The sequence below is a fragment of the Bosea sp. NBC_00550 genome, assembly GCF_026020075.1.
In the GTDB taxonomy this organism is placed as follows: Bacteria; Pseudomonadota; Alphaproteobacteria; order Rhizobiales; family Beijerinckiaceae; genus Allobosea.
The window spans coordinates 561,420-581,724 of the sequence record NZ_CP102772.1; the positions used below are offsets into that span (position 1 = coordinate 561,420).

Genomic DNA, 20,305 nt, shown 5'->3' on the forward strand with positions numbered 1-20,305 from the left:
CTTTACTCCGGCTCAGGTTCCTTGCGATGCAGCCAGCCGGAGGCCCGTTGCGCCAGCTTCAGCGCGACGGGGGAAGACTTGATCCGCCGTTTCAGTTCGCGCTTCGCCCGAGCCATCGCGGCGAAGAGCCGGCCCTTGAAGGTGAGCGGCAGGAAGGTGTCGACCAGATCGTCGTCGTCGTCGCAGAAGGTGGTCTTGTAGCGCGCTTCGCCCACGCCGAGATCGAAGACGGCTAATCCGTCGTCGCATTTCTGGCGGATCAGCTCGGCGAGCAGCAATTCGCCGGGGCTGGTCCGTACGGTCGCGCTGCTCATGTCGAACGAGGTTGCCATTCCGGAAAATCGCTCGCCCTGCGTGGCGCCGACATAGGTGGCGACGCATTCTCCCGCCAGATCGAGCGAGTAGAGCTCGATCACCGGGGAGCCGTTCCGGTCGTCGATGGCCGCGCTTGTCAGGAAGCTGCGGACCGCCGGCTCGGCGAAGGGGTCTGGCACGCCCATCGCGCGGAAGCGTTCCGCCTTCTGTGCGAGGAAAGCCGAGGCGACGCGTTCGATCTCTGCCGGCGTTGTCGCCCGAACCATCGCCGAAGGGCCGAAATCCTTGAAGCGGCTGTGCTTGTTCTTGAGCTTCTTGCGTGCGTGGCTGCTCATCGAGCGTCTCAGCGTCGCCTCGCCATCGCCGGCGATCAGCGCGAGCTTATAGGAGCGGCTCGGGCTCGGCCCGGCTGCAAGGCGGGCAGGCGGATTGGCATGGCCCTGCCATTGCGCCGGCTGATTGACGAAGACGAACGCATCGAGCCCGCCGATCGCCACGCCGATCTCGGCCAGCATCTGCTTCGCGCGGGCCGTATCGAGCGCGGCGGCGAAAGTCGGGGCATAGAGCCCCATATGGTAGTTGGCGTGCTTGCCACCGATGAATTCGGCGAAGCGAATGCCGCTGCGCCTGGTGATGACCAGGGGCAGGAGCGCGCAGAGCGCCCCCTGCGCATCGCGCAGCAGGGCATAGCGGAACGACATCCCATGAGCGGCGCCGATCGTCTCCGCGAAAGGGCGGACCCAGCCATAGGCCTGATAGGGCGTCACCAGCGCAATCGCTTCGAACGCACGCCACTCGCCTTCCAGCAAGCGAATGTCACTCTCGATCCCGATCGAAGCCCATGGACATTCGTCCGGGTGGCCGGCAACAGCTGCGTCTTGCGGATGCGGTGTCTCGGCGGCGATGGCGGGCATGGTTCCTCGGCGCCTCCGTAGCTGAGGGCGCATCGTCCTTAACCCGTCATTGTGAACGGATCGGTCATGATCCTCCCGCCCGGCAGCGCCATTGCGCAACAGCGTTAGCGGGCGGTTGCACGGACTGGCGATGAACGGACGTCACAAGGCCATCGCGGCCGCATTCAAACTCATGGCGACGACGGGCGCGGATCGCTGGAGTCGCGGCTTCGCGCAAGGTGCGGGCGTGATCCTGACGCTGCACCATGTCCGGCCGCATGCGCCGCAAGGTTTCTCGCCCAACGCCCTGCTGGAGATCACGCCCGAGTTCCTCGACACCACGCTCTGGCTGATCCGGGCCGAGGGCTACGATATCGTTTCGCTCGACGAGGCTCTGCTGCGCCTGCAGCAGCCGAAGCGCGGGCGCTTCTTCGTCGCGCTGACCTTCGACGACGGTTATCGCGACAATGTCGAGCACGCCTGGCCGGTCCTGGCGAAGCACGGCGTGCCGTGGACGCTCTTCGTCACGCCCGGCTTCGCCGATCGCACGGCGAGGCTCTGGTGGCTGGAGCTGGAGGAGGCGATCCGCGTCTTGCCGCGGCTCGACGTCGTCTTGCCGGATGGCCGTTTCAGCGCCCGGACCGAGACGGATTCGGAGAAGAGCCGCGCCTTCGACAAGCTCTATTGGCGTCTGCGCAGAGGCCCCGAAGAACTCCTGTTGTCGGCGATTTCCGAACTGGCTGCTGAGGCCGGTATCGATCCCGCCGCATTGGTCGAGCGCGAGTGTTTGCCGTGGGAAACGCTGCGCGCGCTCTCTGGGGCACCGGGCGTCACCATCGGCGCCCACACCCTGACGCATCCAATGCTGGCCAAGCACGATGCGGAGACCGCGCGCCGCGAGATCGCAGGAAGCAAGGCGCGGCTGGAGGCCGAGTTGGGGATGCCCATCCACCCTTTCGCCTATCCGGTCGGCGATTCCGGTTCGGCCGGGCCGCGCGAATTCGCGTTGGCGCAAGAGGCCGGTTTCGTCAGTGCCGTGACGACGCGCCCGGGCCATCTCTTCGCGGAGCACGCCGAGCATCTTCAGGCTCTGCCGCGCGTCTCCCTCAACGGCCTGCACCAGAACGAGGTGGCGCTGCGGGCGCTTTTGTCCGGGCTGCCGTTCTGGTTGCGGAACCGGGGGCGGAAACTGGATCTTGCCTAGCGCAGGCTAGGCTTCGTCCTTGCGCTCCATCCATTTGATCAGCGGCAGCAAGGGTAGCACCCAGGCGAAGCCGAGCACGACATAGGCGATCGTCTGGACGAGCTTCGGCGCTTCCGTGATCCGGCCCTGCGCGAGCGCCATCGCAACCAGCGCATAGACGCAGACGAAGACGAGGATCAGTACCGTCCCGAGCAGCTTGCGGTTGCGTTGTCTCATCGAATTCTCCGCCGCCCGCTCGGGCCTTGCATCGCTCCTGCGGCATTGCAGGCGTTGTCGCGCTGTCGCGACGGGTCTATGTCACCGCCATCGGCGCTTGTGAAGCGCCAGCCAGCTTCTGCGACCGAAAGCACGCATCCTTGACCCTCGCCCTGAACCAGACCGCCGGCGCTCTCGCCAAGGCCGATCATGCCGGCATCCGCCGCTGGCTCTGGGCGGTGGCGGGGCTCGTCTTCCTAATGGTGATGGTCGGCGGCGCGACGCGGCTGACGGGCTCGGGCCTCTCGATCACCGAGTGGAAGCCGATCACCGGCGCGCTGCCGCCGCTCTCGGCGGAAGCCTGGGCCGAGGAGTTCGGCAAGTATCGGGCGAGCCCGCAATACCAGATCCTCAACGACGGCATGAGCCTGGGCGAGTTCCAGTTCATCTATTGGTGGGAATGGGGTCATCGCCAGCTCGGTCGCTTCATCGGCCTGATCTATCTCGCTGGTTTCCTCGTCGTGGCGTTGCGCCGCCTATTGCCGGCGCGGCAGGTCGTCACGCTGTTCGGCATGGGGCTGCTGCTGGGCCTCCAGGGCGCGATCGGCTGGATCATGGTGGCCTCCGGTCTCCAGCCCGGCATGGTCGCCGTGGCGCCGGTGAAGCTGACGCTGCATCTCACCTTCGCCGGGCTGTTCTTCGCCTCGGTCGTCGCCTTTGCCACCGCGCTGACGCCGCTGCGCCGGGTCGAGCCGGCGCGCGCCCGCTCGACCGCCTGGCTGCTGCTGGTGTTGCTCTTCATGCAGGTCGCCCTCGGCGGGCTCGTCGCCGGCTCCAAGGCCGGCTTCACCTTCAACACCTGGCCGTTGATGGACGGCACGCTTGTCCCGCCCGGCTCGCTGCTCTTTGCCCAGACGCCGTTCTGGGAGAACTTCGTCGACAATGTCGCGCTGGTGCAGTTCAACCACCGCATCGGCGCCTACGTTCTTTTTGCCGTCGCGCTCTGGAACGTCGTCAGACTGCGCCGTGCCGCGCCGGGTTCGGGCAGCGCCAAGCGCGCGAGCGCCATCGCCGGGATGGTCTTGGCGCAGTCGGCGCTGGGTGTGGCGACGTTGCTGCTGGTCGTGCCGCTCTGGGCCGGGCTCGCCCATCAGGCGCTCGGCTTCGCCGTGCTGGCCATGGGCGTGGTCCATGTCACGCGCACCGAGCAGGCGGCGCGCGGCTGAACGGCGGGAATGCGCTCCGCGTTCTGGTTGTTCATATACGGAACCACGCCGTCATTCCGGGGCATCGCGTCAGCGATGAGCCCGGAACCCAGAACCGATGCCCTCGATCGTGAAAACTGCGGGGAAGAGACCGCTTCATGACGGACGGCATCGGTTCTGGGTTCCGGGCTCGGCCTTTCAGGCCGCCCCGGAATGACGGCGCGGTTCCATCTCAGGACGGCAGGCGTGAAGGGGCGCGACCCAAAACCCTGCAACGTCCGGAATGACGGGCGGCTACGCCAGCGCCTGATCGAGATCGGCGATCAGGTCCTCGACATCCTCGAGCCCGATCGAGAGCCTGACCACCTGCGGGCCGGCGCCCGAGGCCGTCTTCTGCTCGTCGCTGAGCTGGCGGTGCGTGGTCGAGGCCGGGTGGATCACCAGCGAGCGCGTATCGCCGATATTGGCGAGGTGCGAGAACAGCTTGAGGTTCGAGACCAGCTTGACGCCGGCGTCATAGCCGCCCTTGAGCCCGAAGGTGAACACCGCGCCCGCCCCCTTGGGGGAATAGCGCTTTGCCAGATCGTGGTACTTGTCGCCGGCGAGGCCGGGATAGCTGACCCACTCCACCGCCGGATGCTTGGCGAGATGCTCGGCCACCTTGAGCGTGCTTTCGCAATGCCTCTGCATGCGCAGCGGCAGGGTCTCGATGCCGGTCAGGATCATGAAGGCATTGAAGGGCGAGAGCGCGGGCCCCATGTCGCGCAGGCCGAGCACGCGCGTCGCGATGGCGAAGGCGAAGTTGCCGAAGGTCTCCGCCAGCACCATGCCGTTATATTCGGGCCGGGGCTTGGACAGCATCGGATAGCGCTCGTCGCCGAGCCAGTTGAACGAGCCGCCATCGACGATGATGCCGCCGATCGAATTGCCATGGCCGCCGAGGAATTTGGTCAGCGAGTGCACGACGATGTCGGCGCCGTGCTCGAAGGGCCTGATCAGGTAGGGCGTCGCCATCGTGTTGTCGACGATCAGCGGGATGTTGTGCTTCCTGGCGATTGCGGCGATGCCGGCGATGTCGACGACGACGCCACCCGGATTGGCGATGGATTCGATGAAGATCGCCTTGGTCTTCGGCGTCACGGCGGCAGCGAAGCCTTCGAGATCGTCGGAGTCGGCCCAGATCACGTTCCAGCCGAAGTTCTTGTAGGAATGGTTGAACTGGTTGATCGAGCCGCCATAGAGCTTGCGCGCCGCGACGAACTCGTCGCCGGGCTGCATCAGCGCGTGGAAGCACAGGAATTCCGCGGCGTGGCCGGAGGCGACTGCGAGCGCCGCCGTGCCGCCTTCGAGCGCCGCGACGCGCTCTTCCAGCACCGCATTCGTCGGGTTTCCGATGCGGGTATAGATGTTGCCGAAGGCCTGCAGTCCGAACAGCGAAGCGGCGTGGTCGACATCGTCGAAGACGAAGGAGGTCGTCTGGTAGATCGGGGTGGCCCGTGCGCCCGTCGCCGCATCGGGAGCGGCCCCGGCATGGACGGCAAGCGTGTGGAACCCCGGTGCGCGATCGGACATGGCGTGCTCCCTGACATTTCTGACTTCGAAACCGTTCGTTCGATTTAACGAACGGGGCTCGCAGCGTCAATTCAGCGGCGCGGCGCCAGCTCCGGCCCGATATGCTCGGGGCGGAAGCCCATGCCGACGAGCCGTGCCGGGATGCGGCGCAGCACCGGGAGCCATTGCAGGAGCTTCAGCACGAAGGGCGGCTTCACCGGCCCGCTCCCGGTGAGAAGCGGTGTTATGACGCGGTTCTGGATCGCGACCTGCAGGGCTTGCGTCGCCTTGGTGGGGAACATCCTGCGCTCCTGCACCGCAGCGAGGTCGTCGTCGCGCAGCCGCTTTTCGCGCAGCGGCGCCGCCAGCCGGTTGGCGGCCGCCACGGCGTCCTGGATCGCGAGGTTCACACCGACACCGCCGATCGGCGACATCGCATGGGCCGCGTCGCCGATGCAGAGGATGCCGGGCTGCCACCAGCGCTCCAGCCGGTCGACCGCGACCGAGAGCAGCTTGAGATCGTCCCAGCTGGCGAGTTCGCCGGCGCGGTCGGCGACGATCGGCAGCAATTCGGCGAGGCTCGCCTTGAAGGCGTCGAGCCCGGCAGTGCGCAGGGTCTCGAGCGTACCCTTGGGGATCACATAGGCGCATTGCCAATAGTCGCCGCGGTTCAGCATGACGGCGAAGCGCCCGCGTGCGACCTGCCCGAAGGTCTGGGCGGCGTCGCTTTCGCGCCGCGACAGCCGGAACCAGAGCACGTCCATCGGCGCGCCGATCTCGTCGACCGTGAAGCCGCCGGCCTGCCGCAGATCGGAATGGCGCCCGTCCGCCGCGACGACGAGATCGGCGCGGATCGTGATCGGGCCGTCCTCCGTCTCGGCAGTGGTGCCCGCGATGCGCCCACCCTCGCGGACGAGGCCGCTCGCCCGCGTCCGCATCAGCAGCTTGAAGTGTGGCAGCTCGCGGCCGCGATCGGCCAGGAAATCGAGGAAGTCCCATTGCGGCATGAAGGCGATGTAAGGCGCCGCCACCGGCAGATGCGTGAAATCGGCGATCGGCACGCCCTCGCTGCCGAAACGAGCAACGATGTGCCGCTCCTTCGTGTGCGGCAGCTTGAGGAAATCCTCCAACAGCCCGAGCTCTTCCATCAGCTGCATCGTCGAGGGATGGATGGTGTCGCCGCGAAAATCGCGCAGGAAATCGTCGTGCTTTTCCAGAACGGTGACGTCGATGCCGGCCCGCGCCAGCAGGAAGCCCAGCATCATCCCCGCCGGCCCGCCGCCGGCGATGCAACAGGTGGTCGTGATCGTGCCCATGCTCGCCTACCGTTCGAGGCGCGGGCAGTCAGGTGCCCGGCCGGTTGATCGTCAGCTTCTGGAAGCCCTTGCCGGCCAACATCGGCTTCTTGGCCGAAATGATGCGCGAATTGATGCCCTGCCAGCCGATCTCGCCGGAAAGCCGCCCATATTCGATCTTCGGGCAGCGGTTCATGATGACGGTGACGCCCTTCGCCTCGGCTCGTGCCGCGGCCTCGTCGTTGCGAACCGAAAGCTGCATCCAGATTATCTTCGGCAGCGGGTCGAGCGCCAGCGCCTCGTCGGTGATGGCCGAGGCGGCCTCCGAGTTGCGGAAGATCTCGACCATGTCGATCGGGCCGGGGATCTCCTTGAGCGAGGAATAGACCGTCTTCCCCAGGATGGTCTTGCCGGCAAGGCCGGGATTGACGGGTATGACGTCGTAGTCTCGATCGATCAGGTATTTCGTCACGATCCAGCTCGGCCGCGCCTCGTTGGCGGAGGCGCCCACCAGAGCGATCCTCTTCGTTTCGCGCAGGATGCGACGGATCAGCGCATCGTCATAGGAATCGTGGTTCAATGGAGAGCGTCCGAAGAAAAGCGAAGGATATCAAGGCGCTCCGGCGGCGTGTCAATGCCTGCTCAACATAGGCTTGCCATGCTTTCGTGCTTTCCTGACGGTTCGGGGAATGGGCCCCGACTTGCCATCTGCGAAAGGAGTGCCTGCCATGTGCGACTACAGCCTGCACAATGTTATGTCCACTCCGGCCAAGGTCGGCGACGAGCTCGTCTCGACCCGCTTTCCGGAAGCGAGCACACGCGGCTTCTGCGCCGCGGATCGCCCGGATGTGGCCGTTTGCGTGATGCCGGGGACGGAGCTGGCCTTCGCGGCCGATATCGAATGCGACCGTGGCATGGGGCTGCTGCCGAACCGCAAGTACCATGCCCGTGTCGCGCGCTTCCGCCAGATCGATATCGACAAGCCCTATGTCCACCACGACGCTCTCGAGCTGCCGAGTGGGCAACTCGTGATGGTCACCAGCCTGATCGAGGGGCAGCGTGTCACGGTGCTGCAACTGCCGGCCGAGCCGGCGCCTGAAGGCGAGACCGCCGCCCCGGTGGAGCGGGCGGGCTATCGGCATTGGGAAGTCGTCTGACGCTCGGTCGGATAAGCCCTGCCGCCAGCTCGCCTGGCCGGTTATGACTCCCAGATCGGCGCGCGCTTTTCCATGAACGCGCCGATCCCTTCCTCTGCGTCCCGCGCCAGCATGTTCTCGACCATCACCGCGGAGGCGTGGTCGTAGGCGCCCTTCAGCCCCATCTCGCGCTGCTCGTAGAACGCGCGCTTGCCCACCTTGACCGTCGCAGGCGATTTCGAGGCGATGACGGCTGCGAGGCGGCCTGCCTCGGCGAGCGCCTGACCCGCGGGGGCGACGCGATTGACGAGGCCCATTCGCAGAGCCTCCTCGGCCGGCACCATCTCGCCGAGCAGCAGCATTTCCATGGCGTGCTTGGCCGAAAGATTGCGCGAGAGTGCGACCATCGGCGTCGAGCAGAACAGTCCGATATGGACGCCCGGCGTGCAGAAACGGGCCTCGCTGCCGGCGACGGCGAGGTCGCAGCTCGCCACGAGCTGGCAGCCGGCGGCCGTGGCGGTGCCCTCGACGGCCGCGATGACTGGCTGGGGCAGGGCGGTGATCTGCTGCATCATGGCCGAGCAGCGCCCGAGGATATCGGCGAAGTAGGCCCGGCCGCGATCCGCGTCAGTGCGATGGGCGGTCATCTCCTTGAGATCGTGCCCGGCACTGAAGACGGGGCCGGCGGCGGCGAGGATGACGGCCCGCACCGAGCGGTCGGCGGCGATGGCGGCCAAGGTCTCGCTCAGTGCCGCCAGCATCGCCTCGCTCAGCGGATTGCGGGCCTGCGGGCGGTTGAGCGTCAGCGTCGCGATGCCGTCGGCATCCTGACGCAGCAGGACCGACGCGGCGTCGGGTTGGTGATGGGCGTTCATGGCGTTCCCTCTCGGCACCGCTCGGATGCATCGCGTTCGCGCGCGCCGCTTGCGCATTTTGGCCTATTGTCGGAGCCGGCCGCCCATGCTGCAAGGGGGGAAGTCCCGCCTCAGCCTTCGGTTTTCCGCATGACGACCCGCATGAGCGCCTTCGAGATCGAAAGCTATCTCGACGAGGCCTTCCCGCAGATCCACTATGGCGGGCGCACCTATTTCATCGAGGATGTCGGGCCGATGACGGCGCGGATGCGCTGCGACTATCACGAGCGCCATTTGCGTCCGGGCGGCACGATCTCCGGCCCCACCATGATGGCGCTCGCGGACCTTGCCCTCTATGTCGCGATCCTCGCCCAGATCGGCCCGGTCGGCCTCGCCGTGACGACGAGCCTCAATTACAATTTCCTGCGCAAGCCGGGGCAGGCCGCGCTGATCGGCGAAGCCAGGCTGCTCAAGCTCGGCAAGCGCCTCGCCGTCGGTGAAGTCTGCCTGTTCTCTCAAGGCGAGGCCGACATGGTCTGCCACGCGACGGGCACCTATTCGATCCCGGCAGTGCGATGAACAAGGCCCTGTCTTCCGTCATTTTCGGGGGCCGCGCGGCGGGACCCGAGAATCTCTTGCCGGGACGAGGCGCCGCTTCGTCATGAGATGCTCGGGTCAAGCCCGGGCACCTCATGACGAAGCGCCGCGTTACGGTATCATGATACCTTTTTTGTCAGGCCACTGAAAAACCTACGTTTTCCGGATTGTCGCGCTTCAAGACTCGCTTGACAGCCGGCTCTGCTCCCCCTATTGCGACCCTACACCGCCGCCGGTCATCCGGCGGCTTGTCCTTTTTCTAACGCAACCGAAGGGTGCCGCGATGAAGACCGTCTCGCTCAAGCCCGCCGATGTCGAAAAGAAGTGGGTAGTGATCGACGCCTCCGGGCTCGTCGTGGGCCGTCTCGCCTCCGTGGTGGCGATGCGTCTGCGCGGCAAGCACAAGGCTGCCTACACTCCCCATGTCGACTGCGGCGACAATGTCATCATCATCAATGCCGAGAAGGTCTCCCTGACCGGCCGCAAGCGTGACCAGAAGGTGTATTACCACCACACTGGCTTCCCGGGCGGCATCAAGGAGCGTTCGGCCAAGTTCATCCTGGAAGGCCGCTTCCCCGAGCGTATCGTCGAGAAGGCCGTCGAGCGCATGCTGCCGCGTGGTCCGCTCTTCCGCCAGATTCTCGGCAACCTGCGCGTTTACAAGGGCTCGGAGCATCCGCACGCCGCCCAGTCGCCGGAGGCGCTCGACGTCGCCGCGCTCAACAGCAAGAACAAGAGGGTCTGACCATGGCCGAGGTTCTTCAGTCCCTCTCCCAGCTCGGCGATGTCGCCAAGCCCGATCAGCCGGCCGCTCCGGTCCACGTCAAGAAGGTCGATGCGCAGGGCCGCGCCTATGCCACCGGCAAGCGCAAGAACGCCATCGCGCGCGTCTGGATCAAGCCCGGCTCCGGCAAGGTCACGGTCAACGGCCGCGATCAGGAGATCTATTTCGCCCGCCCGGTGCTGCGCCTCGTGCTCAAGCAGCCGCTGCAGCTCGTCGATCGCGTGACGCAGTACGACGTCGTCGTCTCGGTCAAGGGCGGCGGTCTCTCCGGCCAGGCCGGCGCGGTGCGCCACGGCATCTCCAAGGCGCTGACCTTCTACGAGCCGGAGCTTCGCGGCCCGCTCAAGAAGGAAGGCTTCCTGACCCGCGACTCGCGTGTCGTCGAGCGTAAGAAGTTCGGTAAGGCCAAGGCCCGCCGCAGCTTCCAGTTCTCGAAGCGCTGATCGTTTCCGGATCATCCGGTATGCGGAAGGGCGGCTCGCAAGAGCCGCCCTTTTCGTATTGTCTGGCGCCTCTTCGACACATCGACAGGAGCCTGCCATGACCCGCCCCGTTCTTCTCGTCACCGGCGGCAGCCGCGGCATCGGCGCCGCGACCTGCATCATGGCGGCAAGGCGCGGCTACGATGTCGCGGTGAACTACCAGAGCAACGAGAAGGCCGCCGCCGAGGTCGTCGAGGCCTGCGAGACCGCGGGCGCCAGGGCGGTCGCGCTGCAGGGCGACATGGCAAGCGCAACCGACATCACCCGCGTCTTCGCCGAGGCGAAGGCTGCGCTCGGCCCGCTCAGCCATGTCGTCAACAATGCCGGCATCACCGGCAAGTCCGGCACGCTCGCCGAGGCGGACATCGCCGCGATCCGCGAATGCATCGACATCAACGTCACCGGCGCGATCCTGGTCGCGCGGGAGGCGGCGCGCGCCCTGATCGCCAACGATGCGGCGCAGGCGAGGGCGATCGTCAACATCTCCTCCGTTGCGGCCGAGCTCGGCTCGCCCGGCGAATATGTCTGGTACGCGGCCTCGAAGGGCGCGGTCGATTCCCTGACCATCGGCCTCGCCAAGGAATTGGCTGGCCACCGCATTCGCGTGAACGCCGTTGCGCCCGGCATCACCGAGACGGAGATCCACGCCCTCTCGACAGGCGAGGCCGGCCGTGTCGCGCGCATCGCGCCGCTGATCCCGCTGAAGCGCGCCGCGACCGCCGACGAGATCGCCGAAGCCGTGCTGTTCCTGCTCTCGGAAGCCTCGAGCTACACGACTGGTATCATCCTGAAGGTCTCGGGCGGGAGGTAACCCAAGCCTCTGATCTCCACCACGCAGTCATCCCGGACAAGCGACGTAGTCGCGCCGAACCGGGATCTATGCCGGAGCGCTGATGATTGAGGTTCGGGCATGGATCCCGGGTCTCCCTTCGGTCGCCCGGGATGACGGCGCGGCCGGCAAGCGACATATAGTGCTGGTCAACGACCACCTGCCCGGAACCCAATGCGCGTCCTCCTCGTCCTCCTCGCCTTCGGCATGATCGCGGTGCCGGCCCTGCTGATGCTCGCCCGTGAGGAACTGCCGCGCGGCCGGCGCATCGGCCGTGCCCTCGTCGTCTTCCTCGCGCCCGCCATTGCGCTCAGCTTCATCCACGGCGTGCCAGAGCTCGACGGACGCGCGCTGAACAATCCCTATGCCTGGACGATGCTGCGGCTCGTCCTGACGGCGCTCGCGCTGATCCTGCCCTGGTGCCTCTTCGTCTGGTTCACCGCGCGGCGCTGATTTCGAGGACGATCATGACCGAAGCCAGGGACAAGCCGCCTATCGACCATGCCTTCACCGGCGACAGGCGGGGAGGAGCCGCGGATCCGACCTATGCCGGCGCGCTCTCCTTCATGCGCCGCCGTTACGCCAAGGATGTCTCCGGCTGCGATCTCGTCATCTGGGGCGTGCCCTTCGATCTGGCCGTCACCAACCGGCCGGGCGCACGCTTCGGCCCGCAGGCGATCCGCCGTGCCAGCGCGATCTTCGATGGCGATCCGCAATATCCGTCCGGTATCGATCCCTTCAGCCACCTCAGCGCGGTCGACTATGGCGACTGCGCCTTGCCGCGCGGCGATCTCCAGGGCTGTGCCAAGGCCATCGAGATGGAGGCCGACCGTATCCTTGCCTCTGGCGCCCATCTCATCACCTTGGGCGGCGATCATTTCGTCACGCTGCCGCTGCTGCGCGCCCATGTCGCCCGCCACGGCAAGCTGGCCTTGATCCAGTTCGACGCCCATCAGGACAGCTGGGACGACGGCGCCGGCGCGATCGGCCATGGCAGCTTCGTGCTGGAGGCGGTTCGCGAAGGGCTGATCGACGCGGAACGCTCGATCCAGATCGGCATCCGCACCGTTGCGCCGCGCGATTGCGGGATCGCCATCATCGATGCCTATCAGGCGCATGAACTCGGCGTCGCCGGCGTGGCGCAGCGCATCCGCGAGCGGGTGGGCGAGGGGGCCGCCTATCTCACCTTCGACATCGATGCGCTCGATCCGTCCGTCGCGCCCGGCACCGGCACGCCGGTCTCGGGCGGCTTCAGTGCGCATCAGGCGCTGCGCATTCTGTGGGCACTGCGCGATCTCGACATACGCGGCATGGATGTGGTCGAGGTCTCGCCGCCCTACGACCATGCCGACATCACGGCGATCGTGGCCTCGACCATCGTACAGCACCATATCCAGGCGCTCGCGCTGAAGAAGGCTGGTTGAATCGGCTTGCGAGGAAAGGCCGCGAAGCGATTCTGATGACTCGCGCTTTCGGGCTCGCGCCCGTCATGATCGGGCTTGACCCAAGCATCTCCCGCCGAAGGAGGTTCCCGCGTCCGCTCTCTCGGGCCAAGCCTGAATGACGCCACCCTCAAAGCTTCGATTGACACCCGACCCGAGCGCGAACATATACGGGATCATGATGACGAGCTTCATCCGACGTCGCACTGTCCAGGCCGCTCCGGCGCGCCCGCGATGACGCTCGGCTGAAGTCCGAACGCCCGCGACCGCGCCATCGAGCGCGGTTTTTTTATGCCCTTAGCCAACCCGCCTGCCCGGCGATCGGGGGTCCTGATGAGCCAGAACCTGAAATCCATCTTCATCGACGGCGAAGCCGGCACCACCGGGCTCGGCATCCGCGAGCGCCTCGCCGCTGTGCCGGAAGTCGCGGTCAAGAGCATCGATCCCGACAAGCGCAAGGACCCCGCCGCGCGCAAAGAGATGATGGCCGGCGTCGATCTCGTCGTGCTCTGCCTGCCGGACGAGGCGGCGAAGGAATCTGTCGCTCTTGCCGATGAACTCGGCGCGGATGCTCCGAAGATCGTCGACGCCGCGACCGCGCACCGCATCGCGCCGGGCTGGGTCTACGGCTTTGCCGAGCTTGCGCCCGGCCATGCCGAGAAGATCGCCAAGGCCGACCGTGTCGCCAATCCCGGCTGCTATCCCACCGGCGCCATCGCGCTGCTGCGCCCGCTCGTCGATGCCGGGCTGATGGCGCAGGATCATCCGGTCACGGTCAACGCCGTCTCCGGCTATTCCGGCGGCGGCAAGTCGATGATCGAGGAATTCGAGACCGGAGTCGCTCCTGCCTTCGAGCTCTACGGGCTGGGCTTGCGCCACAAGCACCTGCCCGAGTTGCAGGCCTATGCGCGGTTGACCCGCCGGCCGATCTTCGTGCCGTCCGTCGGCAATTTCCGGCAGGGCATGCTGGTCTCGGTGCCGCTGCATCTCGACACGCTGCCCGGGCGGCCGAGCGTCGGCGATCTCCATCACGCCCTGGCCGAGCGCTATGCCAGCTCGACCTATGTCAACGTCCTCTCGCAGGACGGCACGGCCGGCAAGATCGAGCCCGAGGCGCTGAACGATACCAACAAGCTCGAGCTGCGCGTCTTCGGGCAGGACGATCTCGGCCAGGCCGTGCTCGTGGCCCGCCTCGACAATCTGGGCAAGGGCGCATCGGGGGCTGCAGTCCAGAACATCAGCCTGATGCTCGGCCTGCCCGAAGGCTGAGATTTCGAACTGCCGGATATCTTTCCCGGTCATCGCTTCGGCTAAAGGCGCATGTGGCCTCCTCCAAATGGGGGAGGCCATTTTACTGCGGCCGGGCTACGTTGACGTCGTTGGGGGCTGACGTGTCGGGCAGCGAGTTCGAAAACACCTTGATCGACGGCATATATGAAGCCGCGATCGTGCCTGAAGGCTGGTCCCGCGTGTTGCGGGACACGGCTCGGCTCGCCGGTTGCAGGGAAGCCTTGCTTGGTACGGTGCTCGATGACGAGGCCCGTCTGGTCGGTTCGTCTCCGGAGTTCGCCGAGGCCTATGAGGACGTGCTGCGGCGCATCCCGTTTCAGATTAACCAGCGGGCGCAACGCCTGCTGGTCAGCGGCCGGCACGGCTTCATCACGGATGAGGATGTCTTCACCCGCGAGGAGATCGCAAGCGAGCCGCTTTATCAGGACATCCTGATTCCGGCCGGATACGGTTCCGGCGTCGCGACCGCGATCGCGGCCCCATCTGGCGACATGACGATCATCCACTGCGAGCGCTCCTTCTCGGAAGGTTTTGTGGGCGCCGCGGGGATCGCCGCTCTCGACAGTTTGCGCTCGCATTTCGCCCGCGCCGGATTGCTCGGCCGCCGGCTGGCGATGGAGCGGGCGCGAGCCGCATCGCAAGCCCTCGAACTGATGGGATTGCCGGCTGCAGTGCTGGGCCTGCGCGGGCAGGTGATCGATGCCAACGCCCTGTTCCAGAACCTGATGCCAAGCATCTTCCAGGATCGCACGCTGCGCCTCACTGTTGCGCATGCCCCGGCCGATCAGATGCTGGCCGCGTCGATTGCCGCATTGTCCCGGCCTGATCTGCCGCAGCCGGTGCGCTCCCTGCCGATCCCCGCACGGCGAGGCGATATGCCGATGGTGCTGCATGTCTCGCCGGTGCGCGGGCGAGCCCGCGATGTTTTCTCTTTCGCGAGCGCGATCGTCGTCGCCACGCCGGTGACGGCGAGTGCCGGCCCGGAAGCTAGCCTGATCGGCGGGCTCTTCGACCTGACGCCGGCGGAAGCGCGCCTGGCCGCTGCTATCGCCGCCGGCCATACGCCGCGCGAAGCCGCCCAGCGTCTCGGGGTGACCGAGGCGACGGCCCGCACGACACTGAAGCATATCCTGGCGAAGACGGGATCGCGGCGGCAGGCAGACCTCGTCGGCCTTCTCAAAAGCGCTGCGCCGCCGCGTTGAAGCCGCAACCCCCCATTTGGGGGATGCGCGCCTGTCGAAGCAGGGCGAGGCTGTCCGGGCGCGGGCTTTATGCCCGAGCGAACGTAACCTCGCGCCGCCACAGCCGGGTCAAGCGGCGTGGCGGTTTTTTTCTCGCCGAGCCGTCCGGTCGACTGCGTCTGCCGGCCCGCGGACTGCGTGCGTCCCGGCCATCTCGAAAAAGAAAGACGCCGGCGATTGCCGGCGTCTGATGGTGGGAGCGGGCAACTCGCTCGCCCTATGGCGGGCTCAGCCCTTGTAGACGACGAAATTCTGCTTCTGCTCGCCGAGGCCTTCGATGCCCAGCGTCACCACTTCGCCGCCCTTCAGGAAGCGCGGCGGCTTGAAGCCGAGGCCGACGCCGGGAGGCGTCCCGGTGGTGATCACGTCGCCCGGATCAAGGCGCATGAACTGGCTGATGTAGTGCACCAGATAGGCGGCGCCGAAGATCATCGTCTTGGTCGAGCCGTTCTGGACGCGCTCGCCGTCGACCGCCAGCCACATGCCGAGATTCTGGATATCCTTGACCTCGTCGGTCGTGACCAGCCAGGGGCCGAGGGGGCCGAAGGTCGGGCAGCCCTTGCCCTTGGCCCACTGGCCGCCGCGCTCCTGCTGGAATTCGCGCTCGGAGACGTCGTTGCAGACGCAGAAGCCGGCGATCGCGGCCATGGCGTCCTTCTCCTCGATATAGGAGCCGCCATCGCCGATCACGATCGCAAGCTCGACCTCCCAGTCGGTCTTCTTTGAGCCCTTGGGAATGACGACGTCGTCATTGGGGCCGACGATGCAGTTCGGCGCCTTGTTGAAGAGGATCGGCTCCTTCGGAATCTCGGCTCCGGTCTCGGCCGCGTGGTCGGCGAAGTTGAGGCCGACGGCGATGAAGTTGCGCACGTCGCCCACGCAGGCGCCGATGCGCGGCGAGCCCGAAACGAGCGGCAGCGAGTCCGGGGAGAGCGCCTTGAGCTTGGCGAGAGAGGCCGAGGTCAGCGCCTTGCCGGCGACATCGGAAATGACGCCGGACAGGTCGCGCAACCCGCCCTGGGCATCGAGAAGGGCCGGCTTTTCCTGGCCGAGCGCGCCGTAGCGGAGCAGTTTCAAGGTGTTTCCCCCGTTTCAAACGATCTAAATGGGTCCGGGACTTTGACTGGATGCCCGTCCGAAGCGCAAGCCCATATCGGCGCATGACCCGCCCGCAGCATGATGGTGGGTTGTTGCCCGAATGCAACGTGACGTTTCAAAGCGACTGTTGCGGTGACGAATGCCGGCCGGGTTGGCGGAAGCGCCACGGGTGCAAAACCGGCAATAGTTCGCATGTGAACCATCCTTTTCTGAACGATCTTTCGGCCGACCTCGCAAAAACTGTCATTTTTGGCCGATTTTTGCCTTCGCAGGCGCGAATACGGAAATCTGGCGGCGGATTTTGGACGATGCGGGCGGGATTGCGGCGGCAAACGGCACGCGGCATGGTTCGAATCAAGCGAGGTCCTGCGCCTCGAAGAACCGTAACTGGGATGGATTCGATGAAGGGCCTTGTTCGTACCGCTGCCGCCGCCACGGTTTCCGTTGCCGCTCTTCTTGCTGCTGGAGCCGCCTCGGCGAGTTCCTTCGCGATCCGCAGCGGCCAGGGCGCCGAAGGTCTCGGTATGGCCTATGCGGGCGCCGCGTCCGGCGGGATCGGCATGGGCGCGATGGCCTGGAACCCGGCGACCATCACCATGTTCCCCGGCCGGCACAGCAACTGGAACTTCACCTACCTCAACGCCAATGGCGATTATCAGCCGACGTCACCCTCGCGTATCGGCTCGCCCGTCGGGCCGCTGAATCCCATTCAGCTCGGTACCGGCAACCTCGGCGGCGACGGTGCCTTCATCCCGGCTTCGGCCAGTGCCTGGCAACTGACCGACCGGCTTTGGGTTGGCATGACCACGGGCGCCCCCTATGGCCTGCGCTCGAAGCCCGACAACCAGGCCCACGCCGCTCAGATTTATGGTCGCTCGGCCAAGGTCGTGACGGTGAACGTCTCGCCGACCATAGGTTATAAGGTCAATGACTGGCTCTCTGTCGGTGCCGCCATGCAGGTCCAGTACCTCAGCGCGACCCTTAAGCAGGCGAGTGGTCTTGCCCCCACGGCAGCACCTGTCATTCTCGACGGTGATACGATCGATTTTGGCTATCGCTTCGGTTTGACGCTGACGCCGTTCAACGGGACCAACATCGGCCTGGCCTATCGTTCGTCGATACACCAGAGCCTCAACGGCTCGCTGAGCACGCCGCTCGCCCGCATCCCGGTCAAGGCCAACCTCAACCTTCCCGATTCGGTCGTCTTCGGTCTCTCGCAGGTTATCAACGACCAGTGGCAGGTCCACGCCGGCGTCGAGTGGACGAACTGGAGCCGTTTCCGCAACATCCCCGTGGTGAGCAAGCTCAACGGCCTCCCGGCGACGAGCCTCAACTTCCAGTACGACGACGCCTGGTTCTTCAGCGGCGGCGTCGAGTACAAGTATAGCAATGATCTGACCCTGCGCGCCGGTATCGGCTACGAACTGTCCGCGGTGAACGACCGTAATCGCACGATCTACATCTCGGACAACGACCGGCTGTGGCTCAGTGCCGGTGCGAGCTATCAGGTTACCGATCGGATCAAGCTCGACGTTGGCTACACCTATATCGACGTGAAGAAGGCGTCGGTGAACTACACTGGCGGCCATCCGCAGCAGGGTGCGGTGTTCTACACCGCCGAGGCCAAGCCCTACATTCACATCGCCTCGGTTGGCATCACGTATAACTGGGACGATCCGAAGCAGACGATCCCGGTTCAGCCGGTCGTGCGCAAGTACTGAGCGTTCCGACAAGCGTTCGAGAAAGCCGGCCCTTGGGCCGGCTTTCCTGTTTTGGGGGCAGGCGGAAGCAGGCCTGCCTGCGAAAGGCATCCGGTCTGAAGTCAGGCCGACACTTCCGCCAGCAATCTCGGATTGGCAGCCAGGGCGCCCGCTCGGGTCTGCGTCAAGGCTCCAGCCCATTGCGGATGCCGGCGTTTCGCTTTCTTGATGACTTCGACGAGACGGCGGGGACTGGCACGGCGCAGTCTGGCCACGGCAGCGGAGAGCTCCACGCCGTTGCGCCGCCGGGTCGCGGCGAGGAGCGACTGGAACGCGACCGTGCCCGCCAGCATCCCGGTCACATGGTGCTGGGCGGAGTGTACCGGCACGAGTTCAGCGGTCGGTATGCGCGCGGCATGGCCGAAATCCGGGGCGTAGGAGGGATCGACGAAGACGTAGACCCTGCCGGAAACATCGTCGGCCCGGATCGCGTCTCCCGTGCGTCCTGCGACGAAATACTGCTCGTAGCGCCGATCGTACGGGGCGACATGCGCCGGATCGATCGACCATTGCGGGCAGAGCGACAGCGCGGTGGAGGCACCGAGCGGGCGGGAATATTTCGCCGCCCCGTATCCACCCATGGACGATCCATAGGTCACGATCTCCGGATAAGCGGCGCGCAGTTCCTGTGTTGCCGCAAGCGCTTGAAGCATATTGGCCTCCGGGTACCAATTCGGACGTTTGGCCATGAAGCCGAGCACGCTCAGATCCGTTCGCTGTGCCAGTGGGCGCCCGAAGAAATCCGTGCCATCGGCGAGGGTGTTCAAGGGGCCGAAGGTGACGAGCAGGATGTCGCCAGCTCCCCGATGAAAGATGACTTGAATCTCGTCGTCGTCGTAAACGATCACGCCGGGAGGCCTCCCTTCAAATTGCACTAAGATAGGCTGAAGGAAGCGGACAATAGAACGATGATACTGACGCGCAACATTTCAAAAAAGGTTCGAATTCAGTCGAAAGCTATAGCTGGCGAAAGAGCGCCGCATGCCTCTCGGCTTTCTCGTCGTAGCCCGCGGCGTTGGGATGCAGCGTATCGGACATCAAATTCCGCGCCACGGCGCTGTCGTAGTCGCCCCAGATGGCGGCGGTATCGATAAGAGGGCAGGCGATTTCGTCGGACAATTCGCGCATGGCCTGCCGGTAGGCACTCAGCGGATAGGCATAGGGACCGCGGGGGCCAGCCGGGTTGCTGGTTTCGAGAATGACGTCGCCGGTCGGGGTGCACAGATTGATCAGCGCGCGCAGGCTGGCCTTGAACTCGTCCGGGGCGACGCCCTTCTGCCAGTCGTTGAGCCCGAAGTTGATGACGGAGAGGTGAGGGCGGATCTGCGGGATGGTGTTCGCCACGGAATAGGGCGAGCGGGTGTCGGCGGCCATGGCGACGGTCGCGCCGCTGATGCCATGGTTGAAGATCGCGACTTCGGGGGTCCCGGGCGAGTGTCCGTGCTGCGCCAGCAGGCGGATCGTGCCGGTCAGGCCCGTGAACCGAACTGCATGAATGGACGGCGTCAGACCGGACAGTGTCAGCCGATGGAAACCCGTCGTGCTGTACGGCACCGCGGTCTCGGCCCCGTCATCGATCGCATAGCTGAAGGAGGAGGCGCCGGATGCGTAATACAGCGCCTCGAACCGGGTGCAGGCGACGGCTGTGGTGTGTGTCGCAGCATCGCCTGGCTCGAGGCGGATCGCATTGGCTGCGACCATCGCGCCCGCAGTCGACAGCCGCCCGTCGCCGCCAGCAAGTCCGCCGAGGGCCATCATCGTCTCGCGCGACCATTTGAGCCCGGGCGCATTCATGATGTCGGCGACGCGCTGCGGGACCGCCTTCGCATAAGCTTCGCCGCCCCACTGCCGGATGGTGCCGATGCCGCGCGTGATGCTGTCGCCCTCGTAGAGGATGCGTGTATCGGCCTTTCCGGCACGCGTTTCAGCGAGCGCGGCGCGGAACTTCGGCAGCTTGTGCCGGTCGAAATTGCGCAGCGCTTCGATGCCTGCGGCACTGCCTGCCGATGGAGATAGCGCGAGGGCGAGACTCCCACCGAGGAAACCGCGCCGGGAAAGATGACGAATGATCGCGCTTCTCACTGCGAGCCTGCATCTCCGATCGGCTTAGAGCCTGCTGCATTTTCGTGGAAAG

21 protein-coding genes are annotated in these 20,305 nt (G+C 65.9%); 12 read left to right on the forward strand and 9 right to left on the reverse strand.

What is annotated here, in order from left to right:
- Positions 1-2 precede the first annotated feature (2 nt).
- Complete coding sequence (locus tag NWE53_RS02690; protein WP_265052850.1) at positions 3-1,229, reverse strand: GNAT family N-acetyltransferase; 1,227 nt, start codon at positions 1,227-1,229, stop codon at positions 3-5.
- 130 nt (positions 1,230-1,359) lie between these two features.
- On the opposite strand from NWE53_RS02690, the gene NWE53_RS02695 reads away from it, so the two are divergent.
- On the forward strand, positions 1,360-2,412 hold the full coding sequence (locus NWE53_RS02695; RefSeq protein ID WP_265052851.1) for a polysaccharide deacetylase family protein: 1,053 nt from the start codon (positions 1,360-1,362) through the stop codon (positions 2,410-2,412).
- A gap of 6 nt (positions 2,413-2,418) precedes the next feature.
- Here the strand turns inward: NWE53_RS02695 and NWE53_RS02700 are convergent, their stop codons facing one another.
- Entirely contained in the window at positions 2,419-2,628 is a 210-nt protein-coding gene (locus NWE53_RS02700; protein WP_265052852.1) for a DUF2842 domain-containing protein, read from the reverse strand.
- Between the two features lie 140 nt (positions 2,629-2,768).
- Between NWE53_RS02700 and NWE53_RS02705 the strand changes: the two genes are divergently transcribed.
- A complete protein-coding gene (locus NWE53_RS02705; RefSeq protein ID WP_265052853.1) occupies positions 2,769-3,833 on the forward strand; it encodes a COX15/CtaA family protein in 1,065 nt (354 codons plus the stop codon).
- 273 nt (positions 3,834-4,106) lie between these two features.
- Here the strand turns inward: NWE53_RS02705 and NWE53_RS02710 are convergent, their stop codons facing one another.
- The 3 genes from NWE53_RS02710 to NWE53_RS02720 form a co-directional block, all read right to left on the reverse strand.
- Positions 4,107-5,384 (reverse strand): O-acetylhomoserine aminocarboxypropyltransferase, encoded by a 1,278-nt coding sequence (locus tag NWE53_RS02710; protein ID WP_265052854.1) that lies wholly within the window; start codon positions 5,382-5,384, stop codon positions 4,107-4,109.
- A 71-nt stretch (positions 5,385-5,455) separates the two neighbouring features.
- Positions 5,456-6,679 carry an FAD-dependent oxidoreductase gene (locus tag NWE53_RS02715; RefSeq protein WP_265052855.1) on the reverse strand — a complete coding sequence of 408 codons (1,224 nt, stop codon included), beginning with the start codon at positions 6,677-6,679 and terminating at the stop codon, positions 5,456-5,458.
- Between the two features lie 28 nt (positions 6,680-6,707).
- Positions 6,708-7,238 carry a CoA-binding protein gene (locus tag NWE53_RS02720; protein ID WP_265052856.1) on the reverse strand — a complete coding sequence of 177 codons (531 nt, stop codon included), beginning with the start codon at positions 7,236-7,238 and terminating at the stop codon, positions 6,708-6,710.
- Positions 7,239-7,386: 148 nt separating this feature from the next.
- On the opposite strand from NWE53_RS02720, the gene NWE53_RS02725 reads away from it, so the two are divergent.
- Positions 7,387-7,815, forward strand: a complete 429-nt coding sequence (locus NWE53_RS02725; protein ID WP_265052857.1) for a hypothetical protein — start codon at positions 7,387-7,389, stop codon at positions 7,813-7,815.
- A gap of 41 nt (positions 7,816-7,856) precedes the next feature.
- On the opposite strand, the gene NWE53_RS02730 is transcribed toward NWE53_RS02725, so the two are convergent.
- Positions 7,857-8,669, reverse strand: a complete 813-nt coding sequence (locus NWE53_RS02730) for an enoyl-CoA hydratase (RefSeq protein WP_265052858.1) — start codon at positions 8,667-8,669, stop codon at positions 7,857-7,859.
- A 129-nt stretch (positions 8,670-8,798) separates the two neighbouring features.
- Between NWE53_RS02730 and NWE53_RS02735 the strand changes: the two genes are divergently transcribed.
- From NWE53_RS02735 to NWE53_RS02770, 8 genes are all read left to right on the forward strand, one after another.
- Positions 8,799-9,227, forward strand: coding sequence for a PaaI family thioesterase (locus tag NWE53_RS02735; RefSeq protein WP_265052859.1), 429 nt, complete (start codon positions 8,799-8,801; stop codon positions 9,225-9,227).
- 301 nt (positions 9,228-9,528) lie between these two features.
- Positions 9,529-9,990 (forward strand): 50S ribosomal protein L13, encoded by a 462-nt coding sequence (rplM, locus tag NWE53_RS02740; RefSeq protein ID WP_265052860.1) that lies wholly within the window; start codon positions 9,529-9,531, stop codon positions 9,988-9,990.
- Between the two features lie 2 nt (positions 9,991-9,992).
- A complete protein-coding gene (gene rpsI, locus NWE53_RS02745; RefSeq protein WP_265052861.1) occupies positions 9,993-10,472 on the forward strand; it encodes a 30S ribosomal protein S9 in 480 nt (159 codons plus the stop codon).
- A gap of 97 nt (positions 10,473-10,569) precedes the next feature.
- The gene (locus NWE53_RS02750; protein ID WP_265052862.1) at positions 10,570-11,322 is read left to right on the forward strand and encodes an SDR family oxidoreductase; all 753 of its coding nucleotides are present in this window, start codon (positions 10,570-10,572) and stop codon (positions 11,320-11,322) included.
- Between the two features lie 192 nt (positions 11,323-11,514).
- The gene (locus NWE53_RS02755; RefSeq protein WP_265052863.1) at positions 11,515-11,793 is read left to right on the forward strand and encodes a hypothetical protein; all 279 of its coding nucleotides are present in this window, start codon (positions 11,515-11,517) and stop codon (positions 11,791-11,793) included.
- Between the two features lie 14 nt (positions 11,794-11,807).
- Complete coding sequence (gene speB, locus NWE53_RS02760) at positions 11,808-12,764, forward strand: agmatinase (protein WP_265052864.1); 957 nt, start codon at positions 11,808-11,810, stop codon at positions 12,762-12,764.
- Positions 12,765-13,115: 351 nt separating this feature from the next.
- Entirely contained in the window at positions 13,116-14,051 is a 936-nt protein-coding gene (gene argC, locus NWE53_RS02765; RefSeq protein ID WP_265052865.1) for an N-acetyl-gamma-glutamyl-phosphate reductase, read from the forward strand.
- Positions 14,052-14,173: 122 nt separating this feature from the next.
- Entirely contained in the window at positions 14,174-15,274 is a 1,101-nt protein-coding gene (locus NWE53_RS02770) for a helix-turn-helix transcriptional regulator (protein ID WP_265052866.1), read from the forward strand.
- A gap of 267 nt (positions 15,275-15,541) precedes the next feature.
- Here NWE53_RS02770 and NWE53_RS02775 read toward each other — a convergent pair whose 3' ends face one another.
- Positions 15,542-16,390, reverse strand: a complete 849-nt coding sequence (locus NWE53_RS02775) for a fumarylacetoacetate hydrolase family protein (RefSeq protein WP_265052867.1) — start codon at positions 16,388-16,390, stop codon at positions 15,542-15,544.
- A gap of 83 nt (positions 16,391-16,473) precedes the next feature.
- Between NWE53_RS02775 and NWE53_RS02780 the strand changes: the two genes are divergently transcribed.
- Positions 16,474-18,132 carry an OmpP1/FadL family transporter gene (locus tag NWE53_RS02780; protein ID WP_265052868.1) on the forward strand — a complete coding sequence of 553 codons (1,659 nt, stop codon included), beginning with the start codon at positions 16,474-16,476 and terminating at the stop codon, positions 18,130-18,132.
- Between the two features lie 101 nt (positions 18,133-18,233).
- On the opposite strand, the gene NWE53_RS02785 is transcribed toward NWE53_RS02780, so the two are convergent.
- Both NWE53_RS02785 and NWE53_RS02790 read right to left on the reverse strand, forming a co-directional pair.
- The gene (locus NWE53_RS02785) at positions 18,234-19,019 is read right to left on the reverse strand and encodes a hypothetical protein (protein WP_265052869.1); all 786 of its coding nucleotides are present in this window, start codon (positions 19,017-19,019) and stop codon (positions 18,234-18,236) included.
- Between the two features lie 109 nt (positions 19,020-19,128).
- Entirely contained in the window at positions 19,129-20,253 is a 1,125-nt protein-coding gene (locus NWE53_RS02790; protein WP_265052870.1) for an SGNH/GDSL hydrolase family protein, read from the reverse strand.
- Between the last annotated feature and the right edge of the window lie 52 nt (positions 20,254-20,305).